Below are 24,202 nucleotides of genomic sequence, written 5' to 3'. Positions count from 1 at the left end.
GATCGGAGTTGGTGTAATACCGCCTCCGGAGCACAAATATACAAAAAAATGAGCAAAATTAACAAAGCACCCAATTTTATGGCTATGGCTGAGCAACTTAAAGCCGATTTACAGAGCGATGCAGAAATACAGGGCATGGACTTTATTCATAACAATTTTTATGAAGAAGGCTTTACTGATGCTGCTTTTGAAGCATGGGAGCCTAAAAAACAAAGCGACACCTACAATATACTACGGGTTACCAACTACTTGTTTAAAAGTGTTCATGTGGCCTCCAGCAGTAAAGACAAAGTAGTTTTTGAAGCCGATGCGCCTTATGCACAAATACACAATGAAGGTGGCATTTTAAACATACCAATTACCGAACGCTCCCGAAAGTTTTTCTGGGTTATGTTCAAAGCTACTGGAGACGAAAAATGGAAGTGGATGGCTCTTACCAAAAAAGACCGATTTACCGTAAAAATAGACAAACGCCAATTTATGGGCGATTCTATAACCTTTGCCAACAATTGGGATAAACACGTAATAAACGAAATTATAACACGATTTAAACAACTTTAAAACACCGTTAAAATGCAAAACTGGAAAGACCTTTACCAAGAACACGCCACTAAAATAGCCGATAACATACCCGATATTCGTTGGGTTGATTTGTGGCACAACCAAGTTAATTTTTTAACTGAAGAACATCCATTTCCAACGCCTGCCACGTTTTTAAGCTACAGAACGTTACGTACTGAAGACGCAGGTAACAAAGTGCAAAAAGTAACCTTGCAGGTTGATATTTACCTATACTACGAAACCTTTGCCGATACTTACAACGATGCTTTTAACCAAGAGAGCGCTCTGAGTTTTATTGATTTAATGGATCACATAAATACTTTATTTCACGGCAGTGAAGGCGAAAACTACAGCAGTATGAGGCGTTTGGGTTTTGCTCCTGTAGATACTGGAAACGCTGGTAATTTATACCGTATGAGTTACGAGTGCCAGCTTATGGATTACTCAGCACAAAAAGAGTTTGCAGAGCATGAAATTGATGATATTAGTATTGAACATGATACCATGCCTTATGAGATTGATTAATACCCTAATAGTTTTTTATAAACTCTTATAGCGGCTTCTTGTTTTCTAAAGAAAGTGTGCAAGCTATTGGGGTTTTCGTGCCTAGTTTTAATATGATAATTCCATCCTCTTATATCTAATAAGATGCAAAACCATAATTTAATGTAATCTATAATTAACATTAAAACTATTTTACTTTTAGAGGGAGTCATGCTAAACTCTTTCAAATATAATATCTTCTATTGTTTTAACTTCTCTAAAGAATACGCTGGCTAGTTTGCGTCTTATCCATTCATCGCTATACTTTTGCACACCATACTCAGTGACTTTAGTAAGGCGTTCATGCTCTTTACGAACAGCAGCGTAAAATTGATTTGTAGTATTTTTAGCAGCCATATTACAAAGTAAATACAAACTGCTCAATTTTGCAAAATGGGTTTTTAGTAGGCTTTCTGTGTATCTGATTCAAATTGAAGCTTACTGTTTAACATGATGTTTTTCTGTGATTCTGAAAAGCTTTCAATAGCCATAAGACTATTGGCTTTAGCATATAGGTCTTGGGCTTTATCTAAAATAGGATTTGCAAGTTCTGGATCTACCTGATACACTTGGTATGCTGCAGCATAATAATCATCGCACAACAAATATAAAGCTGAAGCTTTTGCTTTGTTACATTTTTCATGTGGTGTAACTTTACATAGGGCTTCTACTTTTTTTAAGCCTTCTCTTAATTCTTCAGTTGATGACGTTGGCTGTATGTATTGCGAAAAAATTTCTGTTAATGATTGAGCTTGAGTAGTTGTGATACTTAACCAAAAAACCGTTAATATTAGTAGTTTTTTCATGATAATTGTTTATTATGTAATTGTAAATATAAAAAACCCTACAAATTGCAGGGTTTTATTTTACAACAAATCGATTAACTACATATTTTTTTACCGTTTATCGGCTTTTTTTATTAGTAATTTAAATTAGTCCAGTGTATTATCTTACCAGTGAAACCTTTATTGAACCATGTAAAAAAATCATCAACAGAATCAAAACCATCATTAATTGCTAGCGTTTTAATTTCTGAAGCTTTAAGACTTCTGTTATCTACTATTACAGGACTTTGTATCAATTCTGTCCCTTCATATTCTACAAATCTACAATCAGGTTTTATAACTATTTTTTGTATAGACTTAACTTTAATAATTGGAGCAAACTGAAGTCTGTTTTTTGTTCTATTATTAATTACAAAATGGATCTGTTTTCCTGGTTGCCATCTGTTATTTTTATCTTCTCTAATGGTATGATATTTAGGCTTCACGTCAAGTATGCTTTTACCTGTAGAATATGGAGAATTTAGGTAATTTGATAATTCTACACTAACTTCATGATCTTTAATACCTGCCCAAATTTTTTCAGGAAAGTATGTTGATTTCCCGTTTATATATTGTGAAAATCCTAATGTCATATTACCCAATTTTAAAAGTTCCTGGTGCTACATCATAGCTCCTAAATATTTCAATTCCTCTGTAAGGGAGTGGACGTTTACCTGAAGTTGTAGCGGGATTTAAATGCTCTATAATATTGTAATCATCAGGATGCATAACTATCAGGTGAGGTAAAGAACCTCTATTGCTTTTTCTATATATAAATATTTGTTCTTCAAGTTTATCTATACGTTTTAGCTGATTCATGGTATTATATGATATTTTAAATTATTCCAAGTTTATGGAATATTAGTTTTTATTCCGTGTTTTGTTAAAAATTCTTCGTAATGTATAACTGCGTAATATACTTATAATGGTAAAGTAAATAGTTACCATTAGGTTGGTGCTTGCGGTGGTGCTCACACCAACCAATGGAAATATTAAAAAAGTACTAGCATAGCTTATAAAAAAACCAATAGCGGTATTAGTAAGGGCTTCTATGAATGATTGTTTTTTTGTTTGCATGCGTTTATTTTTTTGATTTTAAAAGCTGTAACATTTGAATTTCTGTTTTCTGCACACTGACTATTTGAGACACTACATTGCACACTGCTTGAGCTTGAGGTATATAGTCAGCATTAGTTTTCACCTTCTCTAATGTTTCAAGCAACGTTGCCTTAACGGTATCATTTTCTTTTGTAGGTTCAAATACTTTTACTTTTTCATGTGGTATTGCTATTTGCAGAGGTTTTTCTGTTGGTGGATTTAGATTTTCTAAAAAATCTGGAATTTCACTTATAAGTAAATTTTTTGGTCTGGGTATAAAAATTACCACGTTAGATACTCCAACTATTTTGTAACGCTCTATTGTGATATTAGAGCCTTGGTAATTAAATGTTTTACCAACTAAATTATCTAATTGTTCTTTAATTTTTTCTTTCATGGTTTGAGTGTTTATTAATTTGTCTTGTAATAGCAGATTTTAAATGTATTAGTTCTTTAATTGATGGTGGTAAATCATGATAACTGTTCATTTGCATAAGTTTTTTATTACTTACGCATTTAAGATTTTCTATACTGCAATTAGAAGTATCACCATCTTTAAATATTATGTTGTGTCCAGGAGGTATATTACCAAAGTGAGACTGCCAAACTACACGATGCTTGTACTGAAGTTTTCTGGTTCCTGGCACTTTAATTAAAGTGTAGTATCTTCCTCTACTATCTTTTCGTTGCACCTCAGTTCCTTCAGGTATTGCATTATGAGGTACATTTCCTTTTTTAAACTGATTAGCTTTAAACTTAGCCAATGTTTCTGGACTCATAAATTCCTCTGCTTTTTTTCCTTTGCTGTGGGGTATACACCCTGGTTTGTATCTAGATGCATGTTTTTTTTGTTCTATTATTTCTGAAAGCCCTAGACGATGACATTCTTCTCTGCAGGTTGTAGAGCTTCTTCCTAGTTCTAAAGCTATTTTCTTAATACTTTTAGTAGCAATGTATTTAATGATATAGCTCTGTTCTTTTTTTGTATAAGGCTTTTTTTTATTTGAATTTTGCCATTTCATTCTAATCTCTAAAGGAACTACCAAATTATTCCTTTTTAGAAAGTTTAAAACAGCTGATTTACTTATACCTAATGTGTTTGCTATTTTTCGGCTAGATTGTTTTAAATAGTTTTGCCGAATGTATTGTTCTATTTTTGGTGTTATTACTTTTTTTGACATGATTAATTATTAAAAATTAAACGTTTCACAACAGTTAATAAACCCCATTAAAACGGGGGTTTATTTTTGTGTTGTAAAACAATAAAACTACCCCGCACTTATCAAAGCAATTTTAAGTATTATACTTTCTATTAAGTTTAGTAGTATATTGTACATCATTGCCACTGCGAAACCTACTACTAATGGAGTCCAGTTCTTTTTTATATATTCTTTCATAATTTATCCTTTTTATCTACTATTCATACCAAACTATTTCCTACAATAGCTCTGGTATTAAACTTTAGAGAAAAACTCAAGTGTACTTCTACTATTTAAGTGATAAGCTAAATGCAGCGTATAATTATCACATTCTTTCCATTCATTATTTACTTTATGATGAGTTACGGTTATTAACCATTTATTATAATCATCTTCTATTCTTCCTGTGTCAAAAAATGTCACTATACCTTTAACTTCATCTGTATTTGAACTGCCTATTATTTCATCACCAATATCTAAAGCTTTTTGATTTTTATCTAAAAACGGACACCTCATAATTTTATCTGTATTGTGCACGTTAAAGTTCATCTAGCCAGCGTTTTTGCCTTAAATAAGTATCTGGTAAAGCCTTAGCAGTTCCTTTTAACCGCAACCAATTATCGTAACGCTTAATAAAGGCTATAGCATTGAAGCGGTCGTTTTTAGATAGTTTTTTCCATAGCTCTTGAGCTTTTATTTTCTTGGCTTTGTTGTTGTATGTATTCCAGAAGTTTTCAAAGCTTAGATCTGGATCGCCTTTTGTAACGGTAAACTCTTTAATTGCCGTCCACATTCCCATTTTATTTTCCTGTGTAGGTATGCGTGGGTAGAGCCATTTGCGTTGTCTTTCTGTTAGTGGTTCTCCTTCGTATTTAAACAGTATTAAATCACCGTTTAAATCGAACTTAAATGTTATTTGTCCGGTCTTTTTTCCTGTGACTATATATGTTGTTTCTAATGCCATTTTATGCTAATTTTTGGTCTAATTGATTAAACATTTTTTGGCCTTCATGATTGCAGCCTGTAACTTTTAAAGTTTCGTGAATGCAGTTGGCTTCATAGTATTGCAGACTCAGCTTAAAAGGCTTTGTTTTATTGGCATGACTTAATAGTTTTTTTGCCAGCTTTAATCTTACCACATCTAATAGGCTGTAGTAGTTTTTTAGTTTTCTAACTTTATTTCTGTCTTCAAAAGTTAGAATAGGCTTTATAAAATCTAAAGCATTACAAACATCTGTTAGTTGAGATGCTGTGATTTTTAGTTCTATTTTGGGTATTTGTGTCATTAGCAGTTTGTTTCAATTTTTAATACTTTTTTACAGTCGTTGCATATAGTATGCACAGTTTCACAGGTTACAACGCTATTAACAACTACAAGGCTTTTATTTTTGTGAGGGCATTCCTTTTTTTTAGCATTGTTTTTGCTGAAACCTTTCATAGCTCTTTAGGTATTTGAACGTTCATAGCAGCTTCATAACCACGCTCAAAGGCTTCTTTTTCAAGTTTTATTAAAAAATGTTTTAATTCTGAAGCTAAATTCATAGCGTCATTGCCATTATGTATTGGACGTGCTGATATATCTATGAGCGTGTTTAGTTCTAGCTCTACATTGAAATTTTTTGCCATAGAATGAAGTTTTTAACCCATTACCAGAGCTTGTTTTAAACACAATAGGCCAAGTATTAATATTAATGCTAGTATTATATTTCTAATTATTTTCATGATTAAAGTATTTTGATTGTTATATGTTGCTTTTGTTTGCGTCTTTTTTAAACATTTGTTTTAGAGCATGTATGGTTTTGCTAACCTCATAAGGTTCCATATCTACTAAAGGCTTCTTTACTGGAGCTTTAGTTTGCAACCAGCCACCAAATGCATTCATATCGGCGTAATAACGTTGGTGCTCTTTATGGTAAAACTGCCAACCGTTTTGCATTAGTAGGCTCAATATATTTCTGTGAGAACCTTTGTTTCCATCAAAACGAGTCCATTTGTTGGGTACTGGCGACCCACCCAACTGCTTTATAATGGCGTTTGCCTGAGCAAAGGTGAGGTCGCTGGTACTGCTTTTTAGAGAATCGCCTGTCATGTTTACCACTAATTGTGCTTTAAACTCTTTATCGCCACGTGTTAAAATAGCTATGATTTGCTTTTGTTTAGCATCTGCTTTTATCATGACATTAGGGTTTTTAAATGTTTTTGAAAGGCTTTGTTTTCCGCTTGAGTAAGTTCTACTCTGGCAATCCAGTTGCCGTTAGAGTCTCGCTCTACGATCTTATTATTTACAAACATCTGATCGTCATTAAGTGTATTTATAATTACTGCCATATTATAAGCTTGAAAATTGAATGTCTATGTTTTGGTACTTGCCGTTTTCGTCTTTTTTCCAAACTCGATAGTAGATTGAGCTACTGGAGTATCTGGCAGCTGTAGAAAGTAAATCGCAGGCATCTTGAAATAACTTTATTTTGCTGCGATTTTTGTATGAAATAAGCTTGTTTATCTTGGCTTTATCCAACTGCTTGTTTTTGCTTTCAAAAGCCTCGTTAATCATATCTTTGGTGAAATCTTCTTTACTGGTAACATTTTCTTCCATGTACTGGTCAAACTTGATTTTTGCAGCTTCAATTGTTGCTTCATCATAGGTTGGATTTCCATGAACAGAACGCTCCACCTTAATATTTCGGTTAAAGCAATACATGGTGTAATTGCCTTTTTTGTCTGATGGATCAACTCCTTTACTTTTCATATCGGCTTGATAGCATTGTTCACAAAGTTCTGCTACCATTTTTTTGAGCTCTTTAAGTCTAGAGGCTTCGGTTGTCCATGCTTTGAAAATTTTAGCAACTGAACGTTCTATTAGGCGTTCTGTTTTTGTAATTCTATTGTATGGTATTTGCATACCGCTTTCGTCTTCCCAAATCTTGTCTTTAGCTGTTTGAATTGTTTTCATAAATGATTTTGTATTAGATGTTATTAATTCAGGTTCTATTACTTCAATGTTTTTACACATAATCTTCAGGTTTAAAAGGTTTCCATGCGTCAGTATTCTCATCGTAAACCTCTAGCTCTCTAGCATGATTGTATTTAAGCTGTGGTCGTTGCCACTTATTTTCTACTATACGCTCTGATATTTTTAAAATATAGCCTTGAGTTTCATTCACAGTTGCAGGCTCTGTACTATTCCCATGATTTAAAATAATCTCCCTATGTAGCCAGTACCTGTCTGCTATAGATAACACTTCTACTATACTGTCATAACACAATATAGATCTTAGGTGTTCTGAGTATTCGCCTCTATTCATGCGTTAATAGTTTTTATATTAGGAGATTCATCCATCTCAACTAACTTACCGGTATAGTATTTAATGCCAGATTCTATACGTAACTTTTCTGATTTTGATAAAAATGGATTATGAAGCTCTTCATTAAGTGATTTCACTTTGGCTTCAAGTTCAGTTTTAGTATATTTTCTCATTGTTTTTTTCAGGTGTTAATTGTTTTTGTATCATTTCAAATATGACTGAGGGGTAATAATTCTCGATACTCTTTGGATATGTAGCTAGTAATTCTAAATAACGATTAGGTTCATTGATGCCAGCTTCTAAGTAGTTTTTAAAATCATTTTTAAAAGCTTCTTCTACAACACCTGCCCATTGTTGGCAATACCAATCATATAATGGTTTTGAGGTTGTTAAAGATTGTAATGGCAAACCAAGCTCTGTGTAAAAGCTGCACCAACTGAAAAAGCAACTAAACCTGTAATCATCATAAGACCTATAGTCTATTTTTAATATGTCTTGAATGGTTTTCATTTTAAATTTTTATGTCGTTCCAATATTTATCTGCTCCTTCTGGCCATATTACATACGGCTTAGTCAATTGACCTCTCGATGCACGGCTCCTGGAGAATGCCTTAAAACCTTCAACATCTATCTTCACATCGGCATCATACTCGATGGTTCGGGCTAAGGCTCCAACAGCCTTCTTACCTTCAACATGACTGTTTATTATGAACACTTTCTTGGGGTTCTCAGCCTGCAATTCTTTATATTCCTTAAGTGTCATAAATGCATACTGAATAGAATCTATGACGACGAAATGAATGCCTCGAGAACGTTGCAACCTCTTACGCATTAAGTCTATTGGTTCGCGATGCAAGAAATTGATTCGTTTAGCTTCAAGAGTGCTAAGGTTTTGTTCCTTAACTGCTTCCTGCATACTTAATCGAGCGCCCTCTTCGAGAGAGTTGTACAGCACTTTGCCATACTTTGTCAGCTCCTTGACTAATTGCAACATAAAGGTTGTTTTCCCGTGTCCAGATGGCCCTTTCAGGAACCATGTTCCACTTTGTTCTGGACGACCAATAAGGTCTTTCCATCGGCCTGTGAGAGGTATTTCAATGAACTTAGTACTGAGAAGCGTATCTACAGATATTGCCTTTCTTAACTTTGCCAATTTTGAGGGATTTTAATTCTTGTTAAACCGCTGTTTTTAACTTGTATATATCTATATCTCTACGTACGCGCCTTAAATCATCCTCACTATTATTGTATATGTATGTAATCTCCTGCTCATCATTCACGCCATTGGCATTGCATATAAGTCGAACATCATTGATTGTGATAGGATCGAGTTCTATAAACTTGCGCCCTATACGCGAGTAGAACTCTTCGTAACCTATTCGCTTTTGATGTACACCTTTTAATATTCTCTTTTCCAAAGCCTTTACTCCAGATATCATAAATCCGCAGTGACCGTTAAGGTCGTTGTAGAAGTCCATGAATAGATCAAGCTGCGGGTCCTTAAGTTTATCAGCCTGATCTAATATCACTATAGGTTTATCAAGGCTCATAAGGTGTTTAATGAATCGGTTCAACAGCTCTTCGGTCTTTCCATAATTGTCTTGACCGGCAGCTGTTAACAAGGCTTTTAAATAAGTCTTTTTTGTCCAGCTCGTTTTACATTGCACATATATGGTGTTGTTAATGTTCTGCTTCCAGTAGTGCTTAAACGTCTCGCTCTTGCTCTTACCAGCTGTATCTGATATTGCCACACTTATTCCCAAGTCATTGGTAGAGTTTAGCAGTTGTGTGATGAGCTGGAAATTTGAAATTTCAACGGTATTCCAGCCAAAATCGATAAATAGCCTTTTTTGAATAATGCGCCACATCTCGTTACTAATGAGCTTCCAGTTGTTATTCAACACTTGACTAATCAATGCGGTTGATACTTCTAATAGCTTAGCCATGTGTGCCTGACTTGTTTTGTTGCACAGTTCTGTCAGTTCTTCTGCGATTAATTGTTTGTTTTCTGTTGTCATTTTGAATTGCTTTATAATTAATATGAACTACATTCTATGATAGAAGCTAGCCGCCTCGGCTTCGCTTCGTTGTTGTTTAGGGAGCTTTCCTCCAAACTTAATTTTAAGCTCCTGGTCTTTTATCAATTGTTCTGGAGTAATGCCAGTTTCTTTCTGTATTTTCTCGATTTTCTTCTTCGCGGCTGCCTCTTCAATCTTACGCACTTCATAGTCTTTCTTCCATTGCTCTTTGTCACCTTCTTTCATTAGTACAGGCACTTGTTGCTGTTTTCTAACCGGTTGCGCATCGGCTACAAATTGCTTATCGCCATCAGGTAGCTTCAAGTACAGACTTACATAATTGTCTAAGTTATCGGGGTCATACTTCACGTAGAATTTCTTATTTACCCAGCGCTCTCTAAATCTTAAATCGATATCTCCATTAAGATTATACACCTCGAAGTGATACTTCTTATTGGCAATCTGAACTCTCAGTCCATCGGCCTTGTAAGTCACTGGTTCTGGAGTGTAAACCCAGAATAGATCTATCATGTCTAGATATGTGATTTCTTCCTTCATTAATTGATCCTCGGCATACACTTCATTTCTTGACTTATTGAATTTTGGGTGCTTAGATTCATTCCATTCAGCAACACAGAGCTCCCAGGCTTTAATCAAATCCTCTTTAGTTGGCAGCTTGTGCTTATTCGCCATTATAAATTCCATATTAGGCTTATTTCTCTCAGTTCTCACGGTGATAGATTGTTTATCACTGAACCACCAGTAGTTGAGAACTTGTTGCTGCAATCTGTTGAAGATGCCTTCTACAGGCGAACTGTGCTCATAAGCAGCATGCTTGTAATGTGCGCCTCCTCTCTTCGCCACCATCTTACCATACAGCTCCTGCATGCGGTTGGAAGTATGCCCTGACTGACCATCATAGGTGAATAGATAAGGCCTTGTTTGCGCGTTATTAAATGCCATTTTAACAGCATTAAAATGATCTACATGATTCTCTGTTGTGCTGAAGGACCAGCCTAGTATCTTCTCTGAATAAACATCAATTACAGGGTCTATCTTGAATTGCGCCGCAGCACCTAGTTGATTGTCGAAGTAGTGCATCCAGTCTATTTTAGAACCGTCGATGGCCCAGTAGGCATTCGGGAACCATTGCTCTTTATCTCTCACGAGTTTGTGACCATATTTATTCTTGTATTCGTTAGGATCGCGAGAAACTAACCAGATTTTCTCTTGTTCTGGCTCGTATAACCACTTGTATATGGCCGATTCTGAAAGCTCTGGCCAATCTCTCTTAGCGGCTTCTTTAATATAAAGCATATGAAGCACTGGAACCACTATCTTATTAGGCATTGAATATTGCGCCAACAACCACTTAGCTACATCGCCTTTAATTTTTTGAGCCGCCTTATTGCCTGCATTCTTATGTACTAAGAAATCGTACCCTTCTTTAGCATAGCCTTTAGCCTTACGATCTAAGGCTCTTACATTAGATGGTAATTTATGAGGATATTTCTTTGTGTCGGTGTTTGGATAAACTTCAGTCTTAAGATCGTTAATAATGGAGGATAACTTTTTCTTTAAATCACCTACTTTAGATTTGCGACGCTGTGCTTTTATTTTAGCCTCATACTTCTTAAGTATTGAATTATACAGATTCAGTATTTCGGCCTCGCATATATATTGCTCCTGACGCTTATTGGGAATACCACGACCATCATCATATACATATGTCTTAAAGAAATCTATAGCATCATAGTCAGTTTCTAACTGATTAGTAAAGGTTTCTCTATCATTCTGAAGATATGGGTTGCCGAACTTATGAATAATAATATTCTTAAGATCTTCTGGTATTGATGCAAATTCAATTAATCCTGTACGACCACGACCTTTAGTTCTCACTCTCTTCAACTTACCGCGTTGCACCCACTTTTGAAAATTGGCGTATGACAGTACTGCTATGTGTTCATAGAACACTTCTTGATTGATGCATAGTGTATTCTGATAGGTCTCGTACATATTATTTCTTTATTTCGTCTACAGGAATGTTGTAGGCTAAATTCTTAGGATTATAGAATGTATTGTGCCATCGAAGCTTGGTCTCGAACTCAGAAATAAATCTCTCTATTGTTGGCTTACTACTCATTGCTGACATATTTTATAGATTGCATTCATAAGATTCTACTATGCGTCTGGCCGCTGCGTGTATTTTCTGAGCCTTCTCATTCTTAGGTAATTCTTTAGATCTCATAACACGACCTACCCAGGCGCTTGTACATTCAAACTCTTTTGCTAGTGCACTAGCATTTACTCTTTTAATTTGTTCGTCTGTGAGAGGAATAAATTTTTTTGTGTACATTTGGTTTAAATATTTATACAAATATATACCAAAAATGTATAAATCAAAATTAAAATATACCTTTTTTGAATTTAATCATGAAATCATTTGAAAAAATAAAGGCTTCCAGAGAGCGATTAGGGCTTAACCAGTCACAATTCGCTAAAGCCGTAGGCGTTACACAAAAAGATGTGTCACTCCTGGAATCAGGCAGGAAGAAGTTTATACCTAATAAGTATATTGACTTTTTAATCGAAAATGATTTCGATCTTAATAGTGTGTTCAACGAAGATTTAGACCTCAAAATGAATTATAACGATAATATAGATCAACTAAAAGAAAACACGACTGTATATAAATTAAGAACGGATAAAGTCACAGATATTCAATCAATACCCTTGTACAATCTAGAAGCTACAGCTGGCTTAGTAGAACTATTCAGGGATCAATCTGTTATGATTCCTGTAGATACCATTAAGATCCCCAACCTACCTAAGTGCGATGGAGCCATATATGTTACCGGAGATAGTATGTATCCGCTACTTAAGAGTGGAGATATAGTAGCTTATAAGCAAATTCAAGACTTTAAGAATGATATATTTTGGGGAGAAATGTACTTAGTGTCAGTAGAAGTTGCAGGTGAAGAATATGTGAGCGTCAAGTATGTTCAGAGGTCAGAGAAAGGAGATGATTATATACGTTTAGTTTCTCAGAACTCACATCATCAACCTAAAGATATTTTGCTTTCAAAAGTCAGAGCTATGGCTCTGGTAAAAGCCAGTATACGCATTAATTCTATGCGATAAAATCATTTTATACACTTCTTTTTATTTCTTTTTTCGAGATACAAACATCTAACTTATTGATAAACAAGTGTTTTGCGGTTAAAAACATGTTGTTTTTATTGCATTATCCCTATGTCTTATTGTTATTATTATACATTTTAAGTATATTTTTTAATGTTATAGATATATTTGTTAGCTCTTTTTATACCTTTTTTGTCCACCCTATTGTCCATCCTATTGTCCATCCTATTTATTTTTTAGTTTTTTAACGAAAAAACATATGAGACTTTTTAAGTCTAATTTATAGCTAATTAAATACGTGTTAGATTAGCCGCAAATAGTAGTTTTTTAGCTGTTTACGGCTTAAAATGGTAGTTATGTATAATATACTTATATTAGCACCTTAATTAATGGTAGAAGAATGATGCGTTAATTGTACTTTTTGTACTTTTTGTTTTTTTCAGAAAAAATAATGAAAAGCGCTTTAACCGTTTGAAAATCAAACTTTTTGCACCTTTTTTATGTTGTATATCTAATGTACTATTTGTTTTATACCCCTTAATAACTGTATATTTACACCAAAATTTAATAGCACAGTATGTCTTTAGACACTATTTCATTTAAACAAACAGGCTATTTTTCATCATTAATATGCGATTATATAGATGGAAACCCATATTTAAAACCGTTTTATAATAGATTTCCAGAAGTAGGTAATTTTAAAGCACAAATAAAGGAAAAACAACAATCTGCTTTAGTTTCAAATTCTAATAGAAATATTTTAGTAAAAGTTTTAAAAGCGCAATATAAAAATCTTAATACTTCAGATTTAACATTACAGAATATAGAAACTTTAAAAAGTGATAAGACTTTTACAATTACCACAGGGCATCAGCTTAATTTATTTACGGGACCACTTTATTTTCTTTACAAAATAGTATCAGCAATTAATCTTACTAAAGAATTAAAAAAGCAATATCCAGAATTTAATTTTGTACCTGTTTATTGGATGGCTACAGAAGACCATGATTTTGATGAAATAAACTATTTTAATTTTAAAGGAAAAAAAATTCAATGGAATAAAGAATCTAATGGGGCTGTAGGCGAATTGTCAACTAACGGATTAGATGATGTTTTAGAAGTTTTAAAAGGCGAATTTGGTCACAGCAATAATGCAGAATATTTAACAGAGTTATTTAAAAACGCATACTTGCAGCATAATAATCTTGCAAGTGCCACTAGATATTTGGCTAATGAACTTTTTAAAGTTTATGGTTTAGTTATTATAGATGCTAATAACAAAGAATTAAAGCGTTTATTCATTCCTTATGTAGAAGACGAATTGCTTAATAATACGTCTTTTAAAGCGGTTTCAGAAACTAGTAAAGAGCTATCAAAAAGCTATAATATTCAAGTAAACCCAAGAGAAATCAATCTGTTTTATATTGCATATAATTTGCGAGAGCGTATTGTTTTTGAAGACAATGTTTATAAAGTTTTAAATACCAATATTTCTTGGAGTGAAAGTGAAATAAAAAAAGAACTTGTAGAGTTTCCAGAACGGTTTTCACCTAATGTTATTATGCGCCCTTTATACCAAGAGGTAATTTTACCTAACCTTTGTTATATTGGTGGTGGTGGCGAGTTGGCTTATTGGTTTCAGCTAAAACAAATGTTTGGCAAATTCAATGTAACTTTCCCTATATTGTTACTGCGTAATTCGGTGTTAATTCAAACTCAAACTCAATTTAAAAAACTTCAAAATTTAGGTGTTTCTAAAGAAGATATCTTTTTAAAAAGAGACAACTTTATTAATAAAAAAGTGAGAGAAATATCTAATATTGAAATAGATTTTTCCGAACAAAAAAATCAGTTAAAAAAACAGTTTGAAGCATTATTTTTTCTAGCAGACCAAACCGATAAATCTTTTTTAGGAGCCGTAAAAGCACAAGAAGTAAAACAACTTAAAGGCTTAGAGAAATTAGAAAAACGATTATTAAAAGCACAAAAGAAAGTTCTGTCAGACCAAGTTTTAAGAATGACAGAACTTCAAAATCAATTATTCCCAAACGGAAGTTTGCAAGAGCGTAACACCAATTTTTCTGAGTTTTATTTAGAATTTGGTGAAAATTTAATCCCTAAACTTATAGAGCATTTAAAACCACTTCAAAGTGAGTTTTTAATATTAAAAATGTAACTAATGCACAAGATAGATATTGATTTAGTTGAAATGACTATGGATGTAATGAAATATACCATAGATAGAGTTTCTGCAACTAAAATTAAAATAGGTAAACCCAAAAAAGAACAAGAGTTAAAAGAGCTAGTAGGAGAAACAATTACTCCAAATGGAGTTGGAGGTGAATATGCATTTAAAATGTGGAAAAAACATCTAGCAAAAGCAACAGTGCCTGTAGATCATCCTAGAAATTTAGCTTTTGTACCAGCAGCACCCACAAGAGCAGCCATTATGTTTGATTTAATTACATCGGCTTCCAGTATTCACGGTGCTTATTGGATGGAAGGTGCAGGCGGAATTTTTTGTGAAAATGAAGCCATGAGTTGGATGGTATCATTAACAGGATTACCAAAAGGCGCCTTTGGAGTTTTTACAAGTGGAGGTACCGCAGCAAACCTTTCAGCTATTGTTACAGCTAGAGAATATTGGAGAGAGAATGAGGCATTTAAAGGAGAAAAAGGACTAATAATTACTTCTATTGGAGCACACTCATCAATAAAAGCAATGGCTAAAGTTGCTGATGTTGAAATTTTATTGGTAGATACTGAAGATGTTATGCATAAAGAAGAATTACAAAACTATATAGATTCTTTAACACTCCACCAACGTAAACGCCTCTTTGCTGTAGTTGCAACAGGAGGAACAACCAATGCAGGAATTATTGATGATTTAGATGGAATAGCTACTGTTTGCGAAAAAGAAAATTTATGGTTTCATATAGATGCAGCCTATGGGGGAGGAGCTTTGGTAGCAGACTCAGTAAGACACTTATTTAAAGGTATTGAAAGAGCAGATAGTATTACTATAGACCCTCATAAATGGATGTTTTCTCCGTATGATTGTGGGGCCGTAATTTATAAAAAACCCGAATTAGCAAAAAAAGCACATGCACAAGAAGGGTCTTATTTAGAAATATTTAAAGACGAAGGCGCTCATGGCTTTAATCCCTCAGATTATCAAATACAATTAACACGCCGGGTAAGAGGTTTGCCATTGTGGTTTTCATTAGCTACTCACGGTACAGAAAGATATAAAGAAGCTGTAGAACGCGGTTTAGAACTAGCACAAAAAGCAGGTGAAATGATAGATAAAAAACCACATGTAGAGTTGGTAAGAGAACCAAGTTTGTCTTGTGTTTTGTATAGAAGAAAGGGCTGGAAGCCTGAAGATTATACACATTGGACTTATGAAAATCATGAAAAAGGATTTGCATTAGTAACACCAACAAAATGGAGAACACCAAATGGTTTTGAAACCGTATCGCGTTTCTGTTTTATTAACCCAGATACTACAGAAGAAGATATTGAAGCCATTTTAGATTCTATGGTTTAAAACTTGTTAAAAAAATACGTACTCGTAATTTCTCATTATAAAATCAATTATTACTTTTGCGCATGCAACATGACAAGGTATTAATTTTAGACTTCGGATCGCAATACACACAACTTATTGCTCGTAGAGTTAGGGAACTCAACATTTACTCCGAAATACATCCATTTAATAAAATTCCAAACAATCTAGAAGAGTATAAAGCGGTTATACTTTCTGGTAGCCCAAATTCTGTTAGAGGAGAAGATGCATTGCATCCAGATCTTTCAGAAATTCGTGGTAAAAAACCAGTATTAGCCGTTTGTTACGGAGCGCAATATTTAGCACATTTTTCTGGTGGAGAAGTGGCACCTTCAAACACCAGAGAGTATGGGCGGGCTAATTTATCGTTCATAAAAAGTAATGAACCATTTTTTGCACATATTCATACAGGTAGTCAAGTTTGGATGAGTCATTCAGATACTATTAAACAATTACCTACTAATGGCGTTTTAATAGCTAGTACGCATGACGTTGAAAATGCAGCTTATAGAATTGAAGGCGAAGAAACGTATGCTATTCAATTTCATCCTGAAGTATACCATTCTACCGATGGAAAACAACTATTAGAAAATTTCTTAGTAAGTATTGCTGGGTTACACCAAGATTGGACACCAGACTCTTTTATAGAAGAAACTGTAGAAGCCATTCAAGAAAAAGTAGGTAATGAAAAAGTAGTTTTAGGCCTTTCAGGTGGTGTAGATTCTACGGTGGCAGCAGTATTATTAAACAAAGCTATAGGCAAAAACTTGTACTGTATTTTTGTTAATAACGGTTTGTTACGTAAAAATGAATTTGAAAATGTACTAAACCAATACGAAGGCATGGGGCTTAATGTAAAAGGTGTTGATGCTTCAGCGCGTTTTTTAAAAGCTCTTAAAGGTATAGAAGACCCAGAGCAAAAACGTAAAGCTATTGGTAATGCGTTTATTGAAGTTTTTGATGACGAAGCCCATAAAATTGAAGATGTTACTTTTTTAGCTCAAGGTACCATTTACCCCGATGTTATTGAAAGTGTATCTGCTACAGGAGGACCTTCGGCAACTATAAAAAGTCATCATAATGTTGGTGGGTTACCAGATTTTATGAAACTTAAAATAGTAGAGCCATTACGTGCCATTTTTAAAGATGAGGTGCGTAGAGTAGGTAAGTCTTTAGGAATTAACCCCGAACTTTTAGGACGTCATCCATTTCCAGGTCCTGGGTTAGGAATTAGAATTTTAGGAGATATTACTGCTGAAAAGGTGCGCATTCTACAAGAGGTAGACCATATTTTTATTAAAGGTTTAAAAGAATGGGGGCTTTATGATAAAGTATGGCAAGCTGGTGCTATGTTGTTGCCTGTAAATAGCGTTGGTGTTATGGGAGACGAGCGAACTTATGAGAAGTGTGTGGCTTTAAGAGCAGTAGAAAGTACCGATGGAATGACCGCCGATTGGGTAAACTTACCTTATGAGTTCCTTCAAAAAACATCAAATGATATAATAAATAAAGTAAAAGGCGTTAATAGAGTAGTTTATGATATAAGCTCTAAACCACCCGCAACCATTGAATGGGAATAATGGCGTGACATAATAAAAAAATAGCGTGTCATATAAAGCAGTAAAGTAAAAGACTTAGGGTATTTAGAACTATTTATAATTTAGTAGTGTCAACTTAATTTCACAAAGTTTCGTATATATTAACATGAGTTTATAAAATTTTTCCTTTTTGGCATACTATATGATTTAGGTAACCTATATGTAATAAAATTTTATAGATTTAACCTTTAACAAAATAAATAACAACGTTAAATGACTAAATTCTTTTCCATTTTTTGTTTTCTATGTTTTTTTAGTTTTGGCATAGTACAGGCACAAAATTACAGCACACATAAAGTTAAAAAAGGCGAAACGGTTGAAGGTATTGCAAAACAATATTACGTTACACCTTTAGATATTTACAAGTTAAATCCAGAGGCTAAAACAGGGTTAAAACCCAATACCATTTTAATAATTCCAAAGTCTAAAGTTGAAATTAAAACAACGATAGTTAAGGAATTACAAGGATTTAAAACCCATAAAACAAAAAGAAAAGAAACTCTATATAGTTTATCTAAAAAGTACAACGTAGAAGAAGCAGATATAAAAAAGCATAATAAGTTTTTATATGCTAATCCGCTAAGAAAGGGAGATAAACTTCAAATACCAATTTTTAAAACTACAGAAGTTACAGAAGCTGTAGAACCTTATAGAACTTACATTGTTAAACCTAAAGAAGGAAAATGGCGAATAGCTTATAAGTTTGGAATTACTATAGCTGAATTAGAAAGTATAAACCCAGATATGGGAGAGGTTTTAAAAGAAGGTCAAGAAATTAAAGTACCTAATATTGAAGATGAAGCAGAAAAAGTAGTAGATGAGCAATTTAGTTATTATAAAGTTTTACCAAAAGAAGGTTTTTACAGGTTAAAATTAAAACTAGGCTTAGAACAAGCTGAAATAGAAGAACTCAATCCAGGTTTAGCCGAAAGTGGCCTAAAAGCAGGTATGATTCTTAAAATTCCTTTTAATGAAGCACTTTCGGGAGAAAAGGAATATAAGATTAATTTAATAGATAGTATTTCTGATTATACTACCAAGCATATAGCTGTAATGCTGCCTTTTAGGTTAAATAGAGTAGATTTTGATTCTGTTTCAGGTATTAAAAAAGGCATTAAAAAAGACCCTTATTTAGATGCATCGTTAGACTTTCATTCAGGTGTATTAATGGCTGTAGATTCATTAAAAGCTTTAGGTATTTCACTTAAAGTTGATGTTTTTGATACAAAAAATCAAATAAGTGAAGTAGCAGATATTATTGATAATAATAATTTAGAAGAAGTAGATGCCGTTATTGGTCCGTTAACATCAAAGAACTTTGAAAAAGCGGCTTCTAAATTAAAGGCAGCACATGTTCCTGTAGTATCACCTATTGGTACAAACTTAAAATTATATGATAATGTTTTTCAATCTAGAGCATCAGATGATTTGCTTAAAAGTAGAGTTGTAAATTTTGTTAAGGCAGATACGTTATCAAGTAATATTGTAATTATTTCAGATTCAAAACACACAGCCATATCAAACAGTTTAAAACAAGAATTTATTGCAGCAAAGCAAGTGTACTCTAAAAAAAATAAAGAAGGTGCAGATAAGTATTATGTGAACAGACAAGATATTGAAAATGCTTTAAAGCCAGGTAATAATATTGTGTTTTTAGAAACTAAAAACGCAGGGTTTGTCTCAAACGTAACAAGTATTTTGGCCTCTTTAATTCAAAAAGAAGATAAAGAAAAAAGAATTGAGCAAAGAGATATTGTTTTAATAACAACCAATTTTAACAAAGCTTTTGAAGGAGATGAGGTATCTAATGAGCATTTATCTAAACTTCAATTTCATTATGCAACCACCTCTAGAAGTTATGATGAAACCAATTCTTTTGTAAAGAACTACAAACGTAAATATAATATAACACCAAATAAAAGAGCCGTAAAAGGTTTTGATTTAACAATGGATGTTGCGTTGCGGTTAGTGTCTTCTGATGATTTATTTATGTCTGTAAAAAAAGCTCCAGTTACAGAATATGTAGAAAACAAATTTGCATATAAAAAGAAAATGTTTGGGGGTTATTACAATGATACTGTATATTTAGTTAAGTATCAGGATTTAACAATTGTAGAAGTGAAACAATAAGCTAATTAGCTTTACGTTTTAAATTTGTGATTAGAATTCTTATTGTTTTTTGTAGTTTTTTGTTAATTCAAGAAGAACCTGTACTATCATGGAGTGAATCTTATAAACTTTCATGGACAGATTTTAAAGGCTCACCTAATTTACAAGACAGTGCAGCAGCGGTCACAGCATCTGGTATTTCTTTTGGATATTCCATTAAGCAAACTAATAATGAAGTAACTAACTTTTCTACTCAAGTACACGCACATTTTTATCCAGAACAATCTTGGTATAAACCAGATAGGGCAGGTATTCATGTATTAAATCATGAGCAATTACATTTTGATATTACCGAGTTACATGCTAGAAAATTAAGGTATGAGATTAATAAACTTAAAATAACAAATCATGTTAAAAGTGAGTTGAAAACCCTTCAAAAAACCATTAATTTAGAATTAAAAAACACACAGAATAAATACGATTTAGAAACCAACTTTTCTAGAAATATAGAAGCCCAGGCACAATGGAAAGCCTACATTGCTCAAGAATTAAAAAAGTTTTCTAAGTATAAATCAAATTAATATTACTAACTTTTAGATAAGTTAGATGCTTTTACCTCAAGTAAAATAGATTTATTAAAAAACTATGATTCCAGATAAAGAATTCCTTTTAAAGCTAGCACATACTAAAATGCCCTATGGCAAGTATAAAGACCGTTATTTAATAGATCTTCCAGAATATTATGTGGTTTGGTATCATAGAAAAGGATTTCCTAAAAATAAATTAGGAGATATGCTTACCACGGTTTATGAATTAAAAGTAAATGGTTTAGAATATTTAGTTAGAAAGATTAAAGAAGAATATCTAAGGTAGACTTAACTACTAAAGAAAAGGTTAAATAAAAACGGATGTTCTATTTTTTAGAACATCCGTTTTTAATACCAAACAAACAATTTAAACCAATTTTTATTCCATTTCTATAAAACCAACTACTTCATAAGCTCTGGTTCCATCTACTTGAACTTTTTCGTAAAGTACATTAGCGTATTCATAATACGTTAAACCATCTATAGTAACTTTTTCAGAATCATCAGGGAGTTCATAAACAATAGTTCCAACTTCTGGTTCTACAACTTCATATACATTGTTAACTTGAATATAAAATATACCATTAGCAAGGAAATATAGGTGATTGTTGAATCTTATACGCTTAAAGTTTTGGGGTAAAACATTTACTCTAAAACCAATTTTTGGAGGAATAGCAATGTAACGTCCTCTAGCATTTGTATAAAACCTATTATTAGAATAATAATAATTTTGTCCCTTGTGTTTTATAATGGTTTTATTAGGTAAATTCCTAACTGCTACTACTTTTCTTGTAGGCTTTTTATAAGTTACCTTAGAGCTAGGTACTCTTCTAAGTATTTTGCTTTTTGTGGTAACAACTTTTGTGTTTGATGAAGTTCTTCTGCCTTGAGCTTCAGCACTCGTAGCTGTAAAAGCAAATATTAAAAAAGCAGGCAAAACGTAAGTTTTTATTAGTGTTTTCATAATATATAAGATTTAGAGTTATACTTTATTTACTAATTATTAGACTCTGTCTAGTAATAATAGTTTAAAGGTATTTTTATTTAATATATTAATGAAAGAAGATATACGTTTGCTTAAATTTTATCTATAGGTGACTTTATTTTAATGATTTGATAAGGTTTAACCTATTTAGTTTAGATGTTTTATTAGCTTAAAAATGATAATATTCTATTTTTATTGAAGGCTCTAATAACTATTTTAAATTTAAAGTTGCTATTAATGTTTTTGTTTTACTTAATAAGGTTTTAGTATTATTTAATTGTTTTTGGGTTTCTAAAAGTCTGTCTATTATACTGTTTTGATATTTTTTGTTGTTTAGTAAGCCAGAGAAATTAGATTTGCTTCCATATTTTTTTATGTGCGTATAATTTTCGTTATCTGGTAAAATTTCAGATAGTGATACATATTCTTCTAAAATTGGTTTTATTTTATTAGAAACAATAGCTTCAACAAGGGTTTCTTGATTTTTGAAATTTTCTATTTTATGATAGTACATAGATAGCATATCTTTTAACTTTATACTACTTATTTGCTCTAGTTTGCTAGTAGTTAAAACAGAGTTTATGGTACTTTCTAATAAATTCACCTCTACATGGGCTATATTAGTAATGGTATCTTTTGCACCTTGACTTAAATCGGTTTCATTAGCACCTACATACTTTAATGTATTTTGCAAATAGGCTACCGTTTCGGTATCTAGGTCTATTTTTCGTTTTAGTAGTCGTAAATTGGCATTTAGTTCTTCCTTTAAGTTTACTTCAATTTTATTTGCTAAAATTCTACTTTTTCTAATGTCGTTTAAATCGTTAATTTTCCAAGCTATGGTTACACCAATTACTATTAAAACAATTTCACCTAAGGCATATGCAGCGTAAGATTTAAACTTACCTAAAACAATTAGGTTTCTTCTAAATTTACGGAGTAGTTTCATAATTAACGCTTTATATTTTTTTAAAGTGAATTATTATTTAAATATTTTTAATTAAGGTTTTGAGTAATATTTTATATTCTAATTCTTAGATAAAAGTATTAGGGTTTCTTATAATTAAAAAAGGGAATAGATGAACATTAAGATTTGTATCTACAAAGGTGTTTTTTTTATAGATTTTAAGAATAGCTATTAACTTAGATATTTAGATTGAATAGAATAGCTAAAGAGAGAGTAAAGCTATAATAGTTTATTTTTTTTAAAGCAAGTATAAAAGAATGTTAAAGCGAATTACTATTTATAAACTTTAAAAACTTGGGTTTATACTGTTCAGAAACGGTAATGCGCTGTTTGTTAATAATGATTTGACTGCGTTCTATTACATCTATATTATTTAACGATACTATAAACGAACGATGTACACGCATAAATTGTGTTATAGGTAATTCTTCTTCCAACGATTTTAAACTCATTAAAGTTAAAATAGGCTTAGGATTATTCTTCAACCATATCTTTATGTAGTCTTTTAAACCTTCAAAATAAAGTACATCGGCCAGTTTAATGCGTAATTGCTTGTATTCAGATTTTACAAAAAGAAATTCTTTTTCTTTTGAGATAATTTCTGGTTGGTTGGTTTTTCCTTTAAGTAATTCAAACCATTTTTGTGCTTTGTTAGCTGCGGTTAAAAACTCGGCATAATCAAAAGGTTTTAATAGATAGTCTATAGCATCAACTTTAAAACCTTCTAAAGCATAATGATCAAAAGCTGTGGTAAAAATAACACGTGTTTGTTCTGGTAATATTTTTGAAAGCTCAATACCTGTAAGATCAGGCATCTGAATGTCTAAAAATAACAGATCTACAGGATGCTCTTTAATATATTGCATAGCTTCTATAGCGCTACTGCATTTGGTTTTAAGTTCTAGAAAAGGTGTTTTTTCAATATAGCTTTCAACTAAATTTAATGCCATAGGCTCATCATCTACAGCAACACAAGATATTTTTAAGCTACTCATAATCTATACTGGTTATAATTCTATAATTTATGTTTATAGACAATAACAAATATAAGCGCTTTTTATATTTCAAATAACACCTAACCGTTTTTATATTGTTATTGGCGTTTTATTTAGAGTTAGATATTTTTATATTAATAAAATGAGTAGTAAAGTAATTTTTATATTTTTTATTCTGTTTATTTTGTAAACATGTTTTTGTTGAATTATTCTACAATTTTTATATCTATTGAAGTAATACTTTGCCAACCTGTTACATCTGTTACCGAGTAAGAACAGTGGTAATCACCTGCTTCAATATCAGTTGGTATAGTAATACTTACATTAAATTCGTATGATGTTTGTCCAGATTCTATGCTAAAGCTTTCTATATAAATAAACGGATTTGTAGGATCTTTAACAGGGTCTAAATCGCAGGTTGCAACTTGGTCATCATGCGTATGGTGATCAAAATTGTTGTGAATATCTATACTATACGAAGCTAATTCTAAATTATCTGTTACTAATGCCTTAAAATTGTATGTTTCTCCTTTTAAAAGCTCTTGGCAGCCTTGTGGAAAACCGCCATCATAATTTACAGTAATAGTTGGTTTTTCTAAATCTTTTGCATTATTATCATCACTAGAACAAGACATAATTAATAAGATTATTAAACTTGGTATTACCCTTAATTTTAAATTTTTCATAATTTTAGAAATTTAGAT

34 protein-coding genes are annotated in these 24,202 nt (G+C 32.4%); 9 read left to right on the top strand and 25 right to left on the bottom strand.

The window, feature by feature from the left end; all coding sequences use genetic code 11:
- Positions 1 to 48: 48 nt before the first annotated feature.
- Together J1D01_RS10620 and J1D01_RS10615 are read left to right on the top strand one after the other, a co-directional pair.
- Complete coding sequence (locus tag J1D01_RS10620) at positions 49 to 561, top strand: hypothetical protein (protein ID WP_421150791.1); 513 nt, start codon at positions 49 to 51, stop codon at positions 559 to 561.
- Positions 562 to 573: 12 nt separating this feature from the next.
- Complete coding sequence (locus J1D01_RS10615; protein WP_421150790.1) at positions 574 to 1,086, top strand: hypothetical protein; 513 nt, start codon at positions 574 to 576, stop codon at positions 1,084 to 1,086.
- On the opposite strand, the gene J1D01_RS10610 is transcribed toward J1D01_RS10615, so the two are convergent.
- The 21 genes from J1D01_RS10610 to J1D01_RS10510 all read right to left on the bottom strand — a co-directional run bounded on the left by J1D01_RS10610 (position 1,083) and on the right by J1D01_RS10510 (position 11,691).
- Positions 1,083 to 1,277 carry a hypothetical protein gene (locus J1D01_RS10610; RefSeq protein ID WP_421150789.1) on the bottom strand — a complete coding sequence of 65 codons (195 nt, stop codon included), beginning with the start codon at positions 1,275 to 1,277 and terminating at the stop codon, positions 1,083 to 1,085. The genes J1D01_RS10615 and J1D01_RS10610 overlap by 4 nt on opposite strands.
- Position 1,278: 1 nt before the next feature.
- Entirely contained in the window at positions 1,279 to 1,461 is a 183-nt protein-coding gene (locus J1D01_RS10605) for a hypothetical protein (RefSeq protein ID WP_421150788.1), read from the bottom strand.
- Between the two features lie 44 nt (positions 1,462 to 1,505).
- Positions 1,506 to 1,910: a hypothetical protein gene (locus tag J1D01_RS10600; RefSeq protein ID WP_421150787.1), complete on the bottom strand. Its 405-nt coding sequence runs from the start codon at positions 1,908 to 1,910 to the stop codon at positions 1,506 to 1,508.
- A 113-nt stretch (positions 1,911 to 2,023) separates the two neighbouring features.
- A complete protein-coding gene (locus tag J1D01_RS10595) occupies positions 2,024 to 2,521 on the bottom strand; it encodes a hypothetical protein (RefSeq protein ID WP_421150786.1) in 498 nt (165 codons plus the stop codon).
- 1 nt (position 2,522) lies between these two features.
- Positions 2,523 to 2,747: a hypothetical protein gene (locus J1D01_RS10590; RefSeq protein WP_421150785.1), complete on the bottom strand. Its 225-nt coding sequence runs from the start codon at positions 2,745 to 2,747 to the stop codon at positions 2,523 to 2,525.
- Positions 2,748 to 2,789: 42 nt separating this feature from the next.
- Positions 2,790 to 3,005 carry a DUF7220 family protein gene (locus J1D01_RS10585; RefSeq protein ID WP_421150784.1) on the bottom strand — a complete coding sequence of 72 codons (216 nt, stop codon included), beginning with the start codon at positions 3,003 to 3,005 and terminating at the stop codon, positions 2,790 to 2,792.
- Positions 3,006 to 3,009: 4 nt separating this feature from the next.
- A complete protein-coding gene (locus J1D01_RS10580; protein ID WP_421150783.1) occupies positions 3,010 to 3,423 on the bottom strand; it encodes a hypothetical protein in 414 nt (137 codons plus the stop codon).
- Positions 3,407 to 4,207: an HNH endonuclease signature motif containing protein gene (locus J1D01_RS10575; protein ID WP_421150782.1), complete on the bottom strand. Its 801-nt coding sequence runs from the start codon at positions 4,205 to 4,207 to the stop codon at positions 3,407 to 3,409. The genes J1D01_RS10580 and J1D01_RS10575 overlap by 17 nt, the downstream gene beginning before the upstream one ends.
- Positions 4,208 to 4,480: 273 nt before the next feature.
- Entirely contained in the window at positions 4,481 to 4,774 is a 294-nt protein-coding gene (locus J1D01_RS10570; protein ID WP_421150781.1) for a hypothetical protein, read from the bottom strand.
- Positions 4,764 to 5,189, bottom strand: a complete 426-nt coding sequence (locus J1D01_RS10565) for a hypothetical protein (protein WP_421150780.1) — start codon at positions 5,187 to 5,189, stop codon at positions 4,764 to 4,766. Before J1D01_RS10565 ends, J1D01_RS10570 begins: the two co-directional genes overlap by 11 nt.
- Position 5,190: 1 nt before the next feature.
- Positions 5,191 to 5,511, bottom strand: a complete 321-nt coding sequence (locus J1D01_RS10560) for a hypothetical protein (RefSeq protein WP_421150779.1) — start codon at positions 5,509 to 5,511, stop codon at positions 5,191 to 5,193.
- Between the two features lie 148 nt (positions 5,512 to 5,659).
- Entirely contained in the window at positions 5,660 to 5,851 is a 192-nt protein-coding gene (locus J1D01_RS10555; protein WP_421150778.1) for a hypothetical protein, read from the bottom strand.
- Between the two features lie 115 nt (positions 5,852 to 5,966).
- On the bottom strand, positions 5,967 to 6,401 hold the full coding sequence (locus tag J1D01_RS10550) for a hypothetical protein (protein ID WP_421150777.1): 435 nt from the start codon (positions 6,399 to 6,401) through the stop codon (positions 5,967 to 5,969).
- 153 nt (positions 6,402 to 6,554) lie between these two features.
- Positions 6,555 to 7,238, bottom strand: a complete 684-nt coding sequence (locus J1D01_RS10545; protein WP_421150776.1) for a DUF3164 family protein — start codon at positions 7,236 to 7,238, stop codon at positions 6,555 to 6,557.
- Entirely contained in the window at positions 7,231 to 7,530 is a 300-nt protein-coding gene (locus tag J1D01_RS10540; RefSeq protein ID WP_421150775.1) for a hypothetical protein, read from the bottom strand. The genes J1D01_RS10545 and J1D01_RS10540 overlap by 8 nt, the downstream gene beginning before the upstream one ends.
- Positions 7,527 to 7,703: a hypothetical protein gene (locus J1D01_RS10535; protein ID WP_421150774.1), complete on the bottom strand. Its 177-nt coding sequence runs from the start codon at positions 7,701 to 7,703 to the stop codon at positions 7,527 to 7,529. The genes J1D01_RS10540 and J1D01_RS10535 overlap by 4 nt, the downstream gene beginning before the upstream one ends.
- Positions 7,687 to 8,040 carry a hypothetical protein gene (locus J1D01_RS10530; protein WP_421150773.1) on the bottom strand — a complete coding sequence of 118 codons (354 nt, stop codon included), beginning with the start codon at positions 8,038 to 8,040 and terminating at the stop codon, positions 7,687 to 7,689. The genes J1D01_RS10535 and J1D01_RS10530 overlap by 17 nt, the downstream gene beginning before the upstream one ends.
- Before the next feature lies 1 nt (position 8,041).
- On the bottom strand, positions 8,042 to 8,683 hold the full coding sequence (locus J1D01_RS10525; protein WP_421150772.1) for an AAA family ATPase: 642 nt from the start codon (positions 8,681 to 8,683) through the stop codon (positions 8,042 to 8,044).
- Between the two features lie 22 nt (positions 8,684 to 8,705).
- Positions 8,706 to 9,548 (bottom strand): AAA family ATPase, encoded by an 843-nt coding sequence (locus J1D01_RS10520; RefSeq protein WP_421150771.1) that lies wholly within the window; start codon positions 9,546 to 9,548, stop codon positions 8,706 to 8,708.
- A gap of 27 nt (positions 9,549 to 9,575) precedes the next feature.
- The gene (locus J1D01_RS10515) at positions 9,576 to 11,564 is read right to left on the bottom strand and encodes a hypothetical protein (RefSeq protein WP_421150770.1); all 1,989 of its coding nucleotides are present in this window, start codon (positions 11,562 to 11,564) and stop codon (positions 9,576 to 9,578) included.
- A 1-nt stretch (position 11,565) separates the two neighbouring features.
- On the bottom strand, positions 11,566 to 11,691 hold the full coding sequence (locus J1D01_RS10510; RefSeq protein WP_421150769.1) for a hypothetical protein: 126 nt from the start codon (positions 11,689 to 11,691) through the stop codon (positions 11,566 to 11,568).
- Between the two features lie 290 nt (positions 11,692 to 11,981).
- On the opposite strand from J1D01_RS10510, the gene J1D01_RS10505 reads away from it, so the two are divergent.
- The 7 genes from J1D01_RS10505 to J1D01_RS10475 all read left to right on the top strand — a co-directional run bounded on the left by J1D01_RS10505 (position 11,982) and on the right by J1D01_RS10475 (position 20,837).
- Positions 11,982 to 12,689, top strand: coding sequence for a S24 family peptidase (locus J1D01_RS10505; protein WP_421150768.1), 708 nt, complete (start codon positions 11,982 to 11,984; stop codon positions 12,687 to 12,689).
- Between the two features lie 577 nt (positions 12,690 to 13,266).
- The gene (gene bshC / locus J1D01_RS10500; RefSeq protein WP_421150767.1) at positions 13,267 to 14,865 is read left to right on the top strand and encodes a bacillithiol biosynthesis cysteine-adding enzyme BshC; all 1,599 of its coding nucleotides are present in this window, start codon (positions 13,267 to 13,269) and stop codon (positions 14,863 to 14,865) included.
- Between the two features lie 3 nt (positions 14,866 to 14,868).
- Positions 14,869 to 16,239 carry a pyridoxal phosphate-dependent decarboxylase family protein gene (locus tag J1D01_RS10495; protein WP_421150766.1) on the top strand — a complete coding sequence of 457 codons (1,371 nt, stop codon included), beginning with the start codon at positions 14,869 to 14,871 and terminating at the stop codon, positions 16,237 to 16,239.
- A 62-nt stretch (positions 16,240 to 16,301) separates the two neighbouring features.
- Positions 16,302 to 17,837 carry a glutamine-hydrolyzing GMP synthase gene (gene guaA, locus J1D01_RS10490; RefSeq protein ID WP_421150765.1) on the top strand — a complete coding sequence of 512 codons (1,536 nt, stop codon included), beginning with the start codon at positions 16,302 to 16,304 and terminating at the stop codon, positions 17,835 to 17,837.
- A 231-nt stretch (positions 17,838 to 18,068) separates the two neighbouring features.
- Complete coding sequence (locus J1D01_RS10485; protein ID WP_421150764.1) at positions 18,069 to 19,985, top strand: PBP1 and LysM peptidoglycan-binding domain-containing protein; 1,917 nt, start codon at positions 18,069 to 18,071, stop codon at positions 19,983 to 19,985.
- A gap of 26 nt (positions 19,986 to 20,011) precedes the next feature.
- Positions 20,012 to 20,545 (top strand): DUF922 domain-containing protein, encoded by a 534-nt coding sequence (locus J1D01_RS10480; RefSeq protein ID WP_421150763.1) that lies wholly within the window; start codon positions 20,012 to 20,014, stop codon positions 20,543 to 20,545.
- A 64-nt stretch (positions 20,546 to 20,609) separates the two neighbouring features.
- Positions 20,610 to 20,837, top strand: coding sequence for a DUF3820 family protein (locus J1D01_RS10475; protein ID WP_372938075.1), 228 nt, complete (start codon positions 20,610 to 20,612; stop codon positions 20,835 to 20,837).
- A 93-nt stretch (positions 20,838 to 20,930) separates the two neighbouring features.
- Here the strand turns inward: J1D01_RS10475 and J1D01_RS10470 are convergent, their stop codons facing one another.
- The 4 genes from J1D01_RS10470 to J1D01_RS10455 all read right to left on the bottom strand — a co-directional run bounded on the left by J1D01_RS10470 (position 20,931) and on the right by J1D01_RS10455 (position 24,184).
- On the bottom strand, positions 20,931 to 21,515 hold the full coding sequence (locus J1D01_RS10470; RefSeq protein WP_372938076.1) for a DUF6515 family protein: 585 nt from the start codon (positions 21,513 to 21,515) through the stop codon (positions 20,931 to 20,933).
- 232 nt (positions 21,516 to 21,747) lie between these two features.
- Complete coding sequence (locus tag J1D01_RS10465; RefSeq protein WP_372938077.1) at positions 21,748 to 22,485, bottom strand: hypothetical protein; 738 nt, start codon at positions 22,483 to 22,485, stop codon at positions 21,748 to 21,750.
- A gap of 278 nt (positions 22,486 to 22,763) precedes the next feature.
- On the bottom strand, positions 22,764 to 23,498 hold the full coding sequence (locus tag J1D01_RS10460; RefSeq protein WP_421150762.1) for a LytR/AlgR family response regulator transcription factor: 735 nt from the start codon (positions 23,496 to 23,498) through the stop codon (positions 22,764 to 22,766).
- A 206-nt stretch (positions 23,499 to 23,704) separates the two neighbouring features.
- Positions 23,705 to 24,184 (bottom strand): DUF4625 domain-containing protein, encoded by a 480-nt coding sequence (locus tag J1D01_RS10455; protein WP_421150761.1) that lies wholly within the window; start codon positions 24,182 to 24,184, stop codon positions 23,705 to 23,707.
- Positions 24,185 to 24,202: the final 18 nt, after the last annotated feature.

This window comes from Seonamhaeicola sp. NFXS20 (assembly GCF_049132085.1).
Taxonomy (GTDB): Bacteria; Bacteroidota; Bacteroidia; order Flavobacteriales; family Flavobacteriaceae; genus Seonamhaeicola.
This window is presented reverse-complemented; position numbering and strand designations above follow the sequence as displayed.